This is a genomic window from Agarivorans sp. QJM3NY_30 (assembly GCF_050870855.2).
Taxonomy (GTDB): Bacteria; Pseudomonadota; Gammaproteobacteria; order Enterobacterales; family Celerinatantimonadaceae; genus Agarivorans.
The window spans coordinates 2,627,837-2,639,451 of the sequence record NZ_CP194038.2 but is presented as its reverse complement, the minus strand read 5'-3'; the positions used below and the strand labels follow the sequence as shown (position 1 = coordinate 2,639,451).

Genomic DNA, 11,615 nt, shown 5'->3' with positions numbered 1-11,615 from the left:
TGTTAGTAATGAACCTTGACCGCTGCTGCAATTTGTTTGGCATGACTAACCGCTTGCTCGATGCTATCGGCGCGATTGAGCGCGACGCCCAAGCGGCGTTGGCCATTAATTTCGGGTTTAGAAAATAAGCGTACCTGGCTATTGGCTAAGTCTAAAGCTTCGCTTAATCCGCTAAACTTAATATCTTTGGATTGGCCTTCTCCCATGATCACCGCCGAAGCGCTGGCGCCAAATTGGTGGATTTGTTTGATCGGCAGGCCCAAGATGGCTTTGGCATGCAGGGCAAATTCAGATAAGTCTTGAGAAATTAAAGTCACCATTCCAGTATCATGTGGGCGAGGGGAAACCTCACTAAAGTAAACCTGGTCGCCTTTAATAAATAGTTCAACACCAAACAGACCATAGCCGCCTAATTCGCTAACAATCTTATGCGCTATTTCTTGAGATTTAGCCAGCGCTTGCTCAGACATTTGTTGTGGCTGCCAAGACTCGCGGTAATCACCATCTTGTTGGCGATGGCCAATAGGTGCGCAAAAATGAATGCCATCGATGGCACTTACCGTGAGTAAGGTGATTTCGTAGTCAAAATCAACAAAACCTTCAACGATAATTCGTCCTGCACCGGAACGGCCGCCTTGCTGCGAGTAATCCCAAGCCGCAGTGACATCATTACTATTACGAAGTGTCGACTGGCCTTTACCTGAAGAGCTCATTACCGGTTTTAATACACAAGGTAATCCTACCTTGGCGACCGCCTGTTGGCAGTCCTCCAAGCTATCGGCAAATTGATAAGCAGATGTTGGCAGCTGCAATGTTTCTGCGGCTAAGCGGCGGATCCCTTCGCGATTCATGGTTAATTGAGTCGCTCTTGCGGTGGGCGTTACAGCAAAACCTTGTTGCTCTAACTCAACGAGGGTTTGAGTCGCAATCGCTTCAATTTCTGGAACAATGTGTTGCGGTTGTTCTTTGATGATGATGGCTTTTAAGGCTTCGCCATCTAACATATCGATGACATAACTGCGATGAGCAAGGTGCATCGCTGGGGCATTTGCATAACGGTCAACGGCGATAATTTCAACGCCATAACGTTGTAGTTCAATGGCAACTTCTTTACCGAGTTCGCCCGCCCCAAGTAATAACACTTTCGTTCCAGAAACGCTAAGCGCAGTTCCTAACATTTAGATGCTCCTATGTTTTAGAGTAACCATGATGAGTCATGGTTTTTTCAGAATATTCTGCGAAATTCTGTAATTCTTGCTTAAAACTAAACCGATTGTCGTTATGTTCCCATAATTCAAAGCGCTCAACTTTGTCTAAGCTCAGATGATTTAAATTCAGTTGAGATAATAAAGTGAGAAGCGGAGAGAGAGAAGGGCTAAAAGCAACGTTTTCGATATAACAGCTCCAAGCGAGCAATTTATCGCCTTGATAAGCGAACATTGCGCTTTGGGTGTGGCTATAGGGAGCATAACTGGCTTTGGCAAAATCACTCGGCTTATGTGCATCGCTGAGCGCTAAGTGATGTAAAGGAGCAGTAATGCCAAGATCGTCTGGGCCAAATGATTCAGGGAGTAATTGCGGTAGGCGGTAGTTTTGCTGATTAAAGCGGATCTGCAAGTCTTTTGCATTTTCCAGTTCATTCATGAATTGGCGGCAATAACCGCAAGGGGCGGCATTAATTACCAGACTTTCTATCGAGCTGGCTTGATGGCTCAAAGCATTGAAAATAGCACTTTGTTCGCCATGTAGGCTGCCCGTTAATGGGCCATAAGCTAACTCATAGTTTGCGCCCAAAAACAGCTGTTGTTGTGTATCGATAGCAATCGCGCCAACGTTAAAATGAGATTTTGGTGTTACCGCGAAGCTTGCTGCTAAAGGAAGCATTCTTTCAGCAAGCTCGAGAACACTACAACTTAGTTGTTTGCATAAAGCCGCACTTTGAGCACTGTTTAGCATGTGAGGCACTTGTTCAGTGAATAAAACTCGTTGTAAGGCTTGTAGTAAGGCTGGATCTTGGAGCTTGTTAGGTGACATATAAGGTTCCTCGATATTGCTCGCGAGCGATAACAATCATTCGTGTATCAAGTCTTTGATTATAATTGTCTCAACGATCATTGACTTAACATTTCTGTCTATTTTCACCTTAACTCAACTACCGAGATACCAAGGTAACTAAAGATGTTGATCATTGATGATTTGGTTTTTCACGATTGAGCGTAAGGCATTGAGCAAAGTTAGTGAATGAGGATCGAGCTTTACAAGTTATGGATGGGAGACTGGAGTATTTCAAGTTGTTAGCGTTTTAGTACTTAAACTCAAAACCTAAGGAAAACTTACTATCGCCATAACCAGGAATATCGTGATTAGAAATAATGGTTTTTAGTGAGAGATATTCACTTAATGGGGCAACAAAACCTAGACCAACGGCAAACTCAGATTTGTCGGCTAAGTAGGCTAATTGGCGACGGCCCAAACCATGGTAGATGGAGTCTTTATGTAGCTGAGTATAGACTGAGTACTTAGGGTCGTAGATATGGCTAAATAATTCTAAACGAAATGAGTTAAAGGGCGTTTGAACCACTGGAATTGCAACCAGTTCGTATAAGTCAGATTCTGCAAAGTAACTATTGGTTAAGGTGGGAGAAAAATCAGTTTTTTGATAGGCCTGTTCGAATAGATGACCTAACAATGCAAATTGTTCTGCACTCAGCCTCAATAATGAAGAAGGGCGTATGGGTTGCTTATTTTCTGTGGCCTGACAAGTTGTAATACAACCAAACAACAAGCTAAGCGCCAAGGCAAATGCCTTGACTGTCGATGCTTCTAATTGCTGAGTTTGTTCCATCAATCGTCAGTAATTGTTGTGATCTAGTGAATCAATTATAGCGAAAGGTTTGGCTTAAGCTAGTTGTTTGCTCACATTTTAAAGTAATTGTATATAGTCATAGAGCCTTTTTAAGATCTGAGTCTTGTTCGGGTCATTTTGATGCTCAATTAATAAGTCCTCTAAGTTTGGTAATATTTGACTCATTTGTTCACTTAATACGATTTGTCGCTGAGCTTGCCATTGCTGAAGTTCGTCTTCGCTTAAGCACTCGGGGTAATTTCTTGCTTTAAAACGCAATAGCAAGCGATTTAAGCGAGGATCGGCAAATTGAAACCGTTCCTTGGAAATTAGATTGGGGTCACTATCGCGTAATACTTGCATTAAATTTTTGTCTGCGTTGCCAACAAATCCTCGGTATAAACTGGTATCAGGATTGTCATCCTCGGCGAATTCACTCTCTAGCGAAAATACTTGGTTCAATTTTTCTTGAATTAGCAATTTATTGTTAACTAATAGATCGAGGCTTTGGCGACATTGTGATCGATTTAAACCCAATTGTTCCGCTCGTTCAGGCGTTAAGGTACTGGCGGGGGCTAACACCGGACACTTATTGGTGTGGACCAGTTTGACCGGGATTGGTAGTTCATCTGCAGCTAAATTGGCACGGGCAGTATAAAGGCGTTGGTTAATTTGCTCAGCGTTGAGCGCGAGTAATACACTGGCGTCTTGGTTCAAATCCACCACAATCATTGCATTTTTATTAACCGGGTGCCAAGCGATAGGGAGGATCCAAGATGCGCAGCCTTGTGTGGCACCAAACATGCCGGAAATATGAACTAAGGGTTTGTTATTTAATAAATCAAATTTTTCTGCAACCACCTTTTTATTCCGCATATTAAGTAAATAGCTGAACAACTTAGGTTGTTTATCTTTGATCAGTTTAGCCATAGCAATGGTTGCATACACATCGGAAACAGCATCATGAGCATTGGCATGGCTTAAACCGTTGGCCGCAGTGAGTAATTCGAGTCGAAAACTCACGATACCGTTCGCGTCAGTGGGCCACTCGATACCATCGGGGCGTAGCGCATAACAAGCACGAACCATATCAATCAGATCCCAACGTGAATTACCATTTTTCCATTCGCGTTCATAGGGGTCGAGAAAGTTTCTAAATAAAGTGTAGCGGGTCACTTCATCGTCAAAGCGAATGCTGTTGTAACCTACGCCACAGGTTCCTGGTTGACTAAACTCTTGGTTAATTTTGTCGATGAATTCGCTCTCTATCATCCCTTTTTGTAATGCCTGCTGCGGGGTAATGCCAGTCACTAAGCAAGCGTGTGGTTGAGGAATGTAGTCATTTGCCGGTTGGCAAAATAATTCAATTGGTTCGCCAATCGGATTTAGCTCCAAATCGGTCCGAATTGCGGCAAATTGGCAGGGTCGATCTCGGCCCGGGTGAATTCCGAAAGTTTCATAGTCGTGAAATAAAAAAGTTTGTTGGTTCATTGGTCTATCGTCACGCTTTGTAGATGCTTCACTGTTTTAATAAAACTAACCTTACCATAAAACAGAGTGAACAAACTCGCTCTCAGGATTGAGTGTTTAGTTTGCATACAGTAAGTCACTTTTTTAATGCTGCTACTTTCATCATTTGAAGTAGCGGGTATTGCTCTAGATTCACAGACTCATTTTGAGGGCCTTTGTTGCAAGTTATTGACTGAGGAACCCATGAAGATGACCTCGAGACCACAAAATGGATTATATAAAGATAAACCGCTTCGAGAGTAACTAAACTATATTTAGAAATATATCAGCAATATAGTTAAGTTTGTTGGTTTTAGCTGTTGTGTTCACTGAGCTGTATGCTATTTCAAGGATGAGATATGACAATGTTGCAGTCGTTATTGACCCTACTGATTTTGTTAATTGTGGTCGGTTTCTTTTTAAATAAATTACGTACTAGTTCTATCGAAAATTTGAGTGCTCTTTTTAGTTCTCGTAAAAGTATATTGGTTATTTTAGTGGTGGTGGTGTCCGCCATTGGTGTGATTGCGGCGATCACCAGTATTGGATTGATGCAATTAAAACATCATCGCTTCGTACAAGTGGAAAATGTGGTGGAGTCGATACTCGATACCACTGATGCAGGCTTGGATGAATGGATGCAATCGTGGCAAGCGAAAGTTGATATCATTGCTCACGATCCAGCTTTTCAACATTTCTCATATGTGTTACTTGAAGCGGAGCATTCCAAACAAAGTTTAATCGAAAATCCTGCCTTGGCGGGCCTGCGTCAAACCGTTGCTAATTACCGTTCTATTTTTGATGATCTTGGTTTTGTCATTATTTCACAGCAGCGGATTAATATCGCATCGATGCATGATGATGAGATAGGCGAAATCAATGACATTACTCGCTATTATCCACATTTATTAACCCGAGCATTTGCAGGTGATACCGTGTTAATTCCACCGATCAGGCTGCAAGAGGGTGATCAAGAGCGATTTAAAGGGCCGCGGGGCAACAGCCATTCGACAATGTTTATTGTTGCACCCATTCGAAATGGCGATGGGCAAGTGGTGGCATTACTTAGTTTACGCTTGGATCCAGAGCAAGAGTTTAGCAGTCTGTTAGAGGGTGCGAGGGTTGGTGAAACGGGTGAAACTTATTTAGTGAGTCGCTCCGGATTTCTAGTCTCACCAAGTAAATTTGAGGCGCAGCTACGCGAACTAGGGCTATTAGAGACTGGTCAATCCTCAGTTTTAAATATTAAGTTAAAGGTTCCGAATGGTGGCTCAGTACAACAAGAGTGGACGGAGAGTGGTTATGGGGTCCTAAATAAGCAAACTGGAGGAAATTTCGTTCACTATCTTGATTATCGCGGTGTTGCGGTGGTAGGTGCTTGGCACTGGGATAGGGACATGGAGATCGGCATTGTTTCTGAGATCGATTATCAAGAAGTGATGCAAGGCTATTCTCATTTTCGCAACATTGTGTTGTTGCTACTTGCTGCAACTCTTACATTTAGTTTGTTTCTGTTTGTCTTAGTGTTTGGTTTAGTGAGAAAGCTTAATTTGCGGCTGAAGCGATCGAATATCGATTTGGAACAACAGGTGAAGCAACGAACTGCGGAGTTACAAGAGCGAGAACAAACCTTATGGGATCTATATGAAAATGCCCCTGTGGCCTATGCCTCGTTGTCAACGGAAGGCGTATTTTTAAAGCACAATCATAATTTTGCAGAATTGTTAGGTGTCGAACGCAGTTTTTTTGAACAGCACCGGTGGCAAGATTTTGCTGCTGACCCACAGCAACAGCAAAAGTCGCAACAGCTATTAGATGAGGTGATAGGTGGCCAGAGTCTGACGGATAGAAACTTGATGATTAAGGCACCAGATGGTCGTGAATTACATCTGAGCGTTAGTATGACACCGCGAAGAAAGGGGAGTAATCAAGTAGCGGAAGTGAAAGTGTCACTTACAGATGTCACCGAACGTTACTTAGCACGGCTTGCGTTAGCGGATAATGAAGAGCGGATCCGAACCATCGTCGACACGATTGCAGATGGTATTATTTTAATTGACCAGCGCGGGATCATCAGTAGTTTTAGTCCCGCAGCCGAGCATATTTTTGGCTATCGTGAGGCAGAAATTGTTGGTAAAAATGTTAATCTATTGATGCCAAATGATATTTCCGTCGACCATGATGCTTATTTGAGCCAATATCAGTCAACAAATGGTTCCTTTGTATTTAGCAATGAACGAGAAGTGTTTGGACTTCGTAAGGGCGGTGAACCGTTTCCTATGGAATTAACGGTTAAAGAGATCTATTTAAAGGGTAAGCGTCATTTTACAGGGGTGGTTCGAGATATCACTGCTCGCAAAAAAGCTCAGCAAGAATTGGCGGATAGTGAGCGGCAATTTAGAACGTTAACCAATAATCTGCAATGCGTGGTGTATCGTATGCAATTACTCGAGGATGGCGGAAAAGATTGGTTATACCTGAGTGAACGTATTGAAGAACAGACTGGCTACCCACATCAAGACTTTATCGGGAAACATCCAAAACGCAACTATCGAGACTTAATTCACCCGGAAGATAAAGCGCATGCCTTAGCATCGGTGAGTGAGGCTTATCGCCATGGCGGTCAAATATCCCAAGAATTTCGAATTATTGATGCGGCAGGTACTGTACGGCACGTATTACACAAAGCGGTGGTATCACATGACCAAGATAGCCAGCACAGCTATTCCGATGGGGTGATCTTCGATATTTCAGACCTTAAGCAGGTTGAGGCACAACTGCGTGAGAGTGAAGAGCGTTTAGATTCTGCTGCTTCTGGCGCAGGTTTGGGAATGTGGGATTATTACCCGCAAGAAGATCGGATCGAGGTGAATAATATCTATGAAAGCATGCTTGGTTATCAAGCCGGTGAACTTCGGGATGGCGTGGGTTTATGGGCCCGTTTGAAAAATGATACTCACACTTGGTTAAGTTTGATTCACCCGCATGATGTATTGAGTACCGAAGAAAAGTTAGCCGAACATTTAGCCGACAAAAGTGATTTTTTGCGTAACGAAATACGTCTTCGTTGTAAAAACGGCGAGTATCGGTGGATATTAAGTATTGGCCGTGTGTCTGAAGTCGACAGTGAAGGTCGGCCACTGCGGATTAGTGGTATTCATGTCGATATTGATGAAATCAAGCAATTAGAGGAGGCGCTGAATGATGCGAGAGCGCAGGCTGATGCGGCAAGTCAGGCGAAAAGTGACTTCTTAGCCAACATGTCACATGAAATTCGTACCCCTATGAACGCAATTATTGGGATGTCTTACCTCGCTTTGGAAACGCAACTCGACCCAAGACAGCGTAATTATATCGATAAGGTTCATCGCTCTGCGGAAGCCTTGTTGGGGATCATCAATGATATTTTAGATTTTTCGAAAATAGAGGCGGGAAAACTGGATATTGAGTCGGTGGGATTTCGCTTAGAAGACGTGTTAGATAATTTAGCTAATTTGGTGGGCTTAAAGGCCGAACAAAAAGGCTTAGAGTTACTGTTTGATATCGATCCCAATATACCAACGGCGCTGATTGGTGACTCCTTACGACTCACTCAAGTATTGGTTAACCTGTGTAACAATGCTATTAAATTTACCGAACAAGGCGTTGTGGTGTTGAAAATTGAGGGGGCTGAACTGACGGAAAATGCAATACGATTACACTTTGCGGTGACTGATACAGGGATTGGGATGTCGCCGGCACAACAAGAGAAGCTATTTAAACCTTTCTCTCAGGCCGACAGTTCGACCACTCGTAAGCATGGCGGAACTGGTTTGGGCTTGGCTATCTGTTTGAAATTAACAGAGCTTATGGGAGGGAAGATTGCGTTGAAGAGTGAGGTTGGTCAAGGGAGTAGTTTTTATTTTGAGTTACCAATGTTGACTCAAGATAATACACTGCTGGTCAATGCCACCACGCATGCCAGCCTATCGCATTTAACCGCCCTAGTTGTGGATGATAACCAAAGTGCTCGACAAATTAACGTACAAGTCTTGCAAAGTTTTGGCTTAAGCGTCCACTCGACCGCCGGGGGAAAAGATGCTTTGGCTTTACTGCAATCCTTTGCACCGGACGTAACGGTAGACATGGTGTTTATGGATTGGAAAATGCCGGATATGGACGGTGTGGAAACGGTTCGGCGCATCAGACAACAGGGATTGAATCCAGACGTGATCATGATTACTGCTTTTGGTCGAGAAGAGCTGAGTCAAGAGGCCAAAGGGGTACCTCTTGACGCAATATTAACCAAACCAGTTACGCCTTCTCATTTATTTGACACCATTATTCAGGTAAGAAAAATTGAAATATTTGAACAAACACGACGAGAAGTTAAGTTGCAGGGGGCTAATCAAGATATTGCCAACTTAGTCGGAGCCAATATATTGGTGGTTGAAGACAATGATATTAACCAAGAGTTAATTATTGAACTGCTCGAATCAAATCAAATTCATAGTCAGCTATGTTGTGATGGGGCAGAAGCCGTTGAATACCTCAGGACTCACCATGTGGATGGGGTGTTGATGGATTGCCAAATGCCGATTATGGATGGTTATACTGCAACCAAAGTTATCCGCCATCAATTAGCGCTTGCTGATTTACCAATTATTGCACTTACGGCTAACGCTTTGGCTGGCGATCGGCAAAAAGCCATCGATGCGGGGATGAATGATCACATTTCTAAACCGATTAATGTGAATAACTTGTTTGCGGTGCTGGCTAAATGGATCAATCTAGGGGAGCGTCCGCCGGAGACGCAAATACTCGAGCATCGCTTGGTACAGCATCATGTTGATATCCCCTTACCAGACATAGAAGGTATAGACACGGTTGTTGGCCTCGCGAATGCCAATGGTAGCCAACCCCTCTATTGCAAACTTCTTAGCAAGTTCTCTCAGCAGGATGTGATTGATAGCTTAGTATTGGCTAATCTAGAGGAGCGACTTCAGGATGCTGAACGGATCGCACATACCATAAAAGGGGTGAGTGCGACTTTGGGTATGGCGTCTTTATCACAATTGGCAATGTTAATCGAAGGTCAAGCTGAGAGTGGTTTTATTAACGCTATCGACATTGAACAGTTACAAGCCAAGATGGTTCCTTTGCAACAGAGCTTACGAGAATATTTTACAGATAATCCAGAGACGTCGAATGGGGTCGATGATGAGTATACTCCTGAGGTCTCAGATAAAGCCTTGAGTCTTTGCTTAGAAAAACTCGCGACTTTATTAGAAGATTTCGACAGCGAAAGTAATGAATACTTGGATAATCATCATGAAATATTATCTCGATTTCCTCCATTGGCTAAAGAATTACAACGGCTTATTGAAGAATATGACTACGAGGCTGCTGGGCAGATTGTATTAAGTATGCAACGTCAGTTAAACACCAATCCTGAATGATGAAGATGTCCAAGCAAGACTTGCGAAACAACTTGGGGTAGACTTTCACGATTTCATATTGAATTAGGGGAACGTTGTGACGCAAGAGTTGACTATTATTCGGCCTGATGATTGGCATTTACATTTGCGTGATGGAGCAATGTTATCAGTTGCCGCGAATGCAACCGCTAAACATTTTTCCCGAGCGATTGTGATGCCAAATTTAACTCCGCCAGTGACTCGAGTTGAAGATGCTCGAGCGTATTTGCAACGGATCAAACAGGTTCTTCCCCAGGAGAGCTCTTTTGAACCACTGATGACTCTCTATTTAACCGATGCGACAAGCCCACAATTGATTGAAGAGGCGGCAGCCAGTGGCATCATTAAAGCCTGTAAATTGTATCCAGCCAATGCCACGACAAACTCAGCTCATGGTGTGACCGACGTCGATGCCTTGCGCCCAGTGTTTGAAACAATGGCAAAGCATAATATTTTACTGCTGGTGCATGGGGAAGTGACACATGCCGATATCGATATTTTTGATCGTGAAGCAGTATTTATCGATAGCTATATGCGGAATTTGGTCAAGTCCCTACCGGAACTGAAAATTGTTTTTGAACATATCACGACTGCCGAAGCTGCGGAATTTGTCCTCAGCGCGCCAGATCATGTCGGGGCAACAATTACGCCTCAGCATTTAATGTATAACCGCAACCATCTTTTGGCGGGGGGCTTAAGACCTCATAACTATTGTTTACCAGTATTAAAGCGTCAAAACCACCAACAGGCTTTACAACAAGCGGTTGCCAGCGGAACGCCTAAGATTTTTTTGGGAACGGATTCAGCGCCACATTTACAAGGTGCAAAAGAAAGCGCCTGTGGTTGTGCCGGCTGTTATAGTGCGCCAGCTGCTATCGAGTTATATGCAGAAATATTTGAGCAACTGGGAATTTTGGACAAGTTGGAAGCCTTTGCTAGTTTTAATGGTCCTGATTTTTATGGATTACCCCGTAATAAAGAGACCATTACCCTAAGCAGGCAGGCTTGGCAGGTCCCATCACAGGTGATGGTCGAGGAACAAGCCTTGGTACCATTCTATGCTGGTGAAACTCTGCAATGGCAAGTCAGATAAAAAAAGCCCTTTGCTTAATAAAGCAAAGGGCCGCATAAATTGTATAATTACAAACACTGCAATAGGTAACTAAACGCGAAGACTGAATTAGCAAATCAGTCTCTTTAACATTACAGCGGGATCAAGTATTACACCATGCCCCAAATGGGTGAATTGAGTTAATATTGGCTTTTGTTTGGTGTTTTCATGAGGCTTGCGGGTCGCGAATCACAGAGAAAAAAAGCCCTCTGTTTAATATAAACAAAGGGCATGCATAAATTGTGTAGTAAACACAGCAATAGGTAACTAAACGCGATGACTGAATTAGCAAATCAGTCAGTTAAATCATATAGTGAGGCCATCTAGCTATCCATTCCCCAAATGGGTGAATTAAGTGGATATTCATAAGAATAGCGATGGCGCATAGGGAAAGGCGTATGTTTGCTGATTTCTGGCGATTTCACTGCGGCCAGAATATAAAAAAGCCCTTTGCCTAATATATAAGCAAAGGGCCTGCATAAAATGTGTAAAAATTACACCGCAATAAATAACTAAACGCGATAACTGAATAAACAAATCAGTTGTGTATAGGATATAGTTCAGTGCTTAGACTGACCATTCCCCAAATGGGTGAATGAAGTCAACATTGAGATTTTCTTGATGTATTTTGTTTTTCAACTGGTTGCTTTTTAGTCCAGCTGAGGGTCGATGATGAACAGAGTCATCATCATTT

General features: G+C 43.1%; 6 protein-coding genes. 2 read left to right on the top strand and 4 right to left on the bottom strand.

Going from position 1 to position 11,615, the window contains the following annotated elements; all coding sequences use genetic code 11:
- Window positions 1–2: 2 nt before the first annotated feature.
- The 4 genes from purT to sbcB all read right to left on the bottom strand — a co-directional run bounded on the left by purT (window position 3) and on the right by sbcB (window position 4,336).
- On the bottom strand, window positions 3–1,178 hold the full coding sequence (gene purT / locus ACRRSX_RS12055) for a formate-dependent phosphoribosylglycinamide formyltransferase (protein WP_432452959.1): 1,176 nt from the start codon (window positions 1,176–1,178) through the stop codon (window positions 3–5).
- A gap of 10 nt (window positions 1,179–1,188) precedes the next feature.
- Entirely contained in the window at window positions 1,189–2,034 is an 846-nt protein-coding gene (gene cdd, locus ACRRSX_RS12050; protein WP_432452960.1) for a cytidine deaminase, read from the bottom strand.
- Between the two features lie 268 nt (window positions 2,035–2,302).
- The gene (locus ACRRSX_RS12045) at window positions 2,303–2,845 is read right to left on the bottom strand and encodes a hypothetical protein (RefSeq protein ID WP_432452961.1); all 543 of its coding nucleotides are present in this window, start codon (window positions 2,843–2,845) and stop codon (window positions 2,303–2,305) included.
- 78 nt (window positions 2,846–2,923) lie between these two features.
- On the bottom strand, window positions 2,924–4,336 hold the full coding sequence (gene sbcB / locus ACRRSX_RS12040; RefSeq protein ID WP_432452962.1) for an exodeoxyribonuclease I: 1,413 nt from the start codon (window positions 4,334–4,336) through the stop codon (window positions 2,924–2,926).
- 377 nt (window positions 4,337–4,713) lie between these two features.
- Here sbcB and ACRRSX_RS12035 point away from each other — a divergent pair, with 377 nt between their 5' ends.
- On the top strand, window positions 4,714–9,792 hold the full coding sequence (locus tag ACRRSX_RS12035) for a PAS domain S-box protein (protein WP_432452963.1): 5,079 nt from the start codon (window positions 4,714–4,716) through the stop codon (window positions 9,790–9,792).
- A 139-nt stretch (window positions 9,793–9,931) separates the two neighbouring features.
- Window positions 9,932–10,903 (top strand): dihydroorotase, encoded by a 972-nt coding sequence (gene pyrC, locus ACRRSX_RS12030; protein WP_432456177.1) that lies wholly within the window; start codon window positions 9,932–9,934, stop codon window positions 10,901–10,903.
- Window positions 10,904–11,615: the final 712 nt, after the last annotated feature.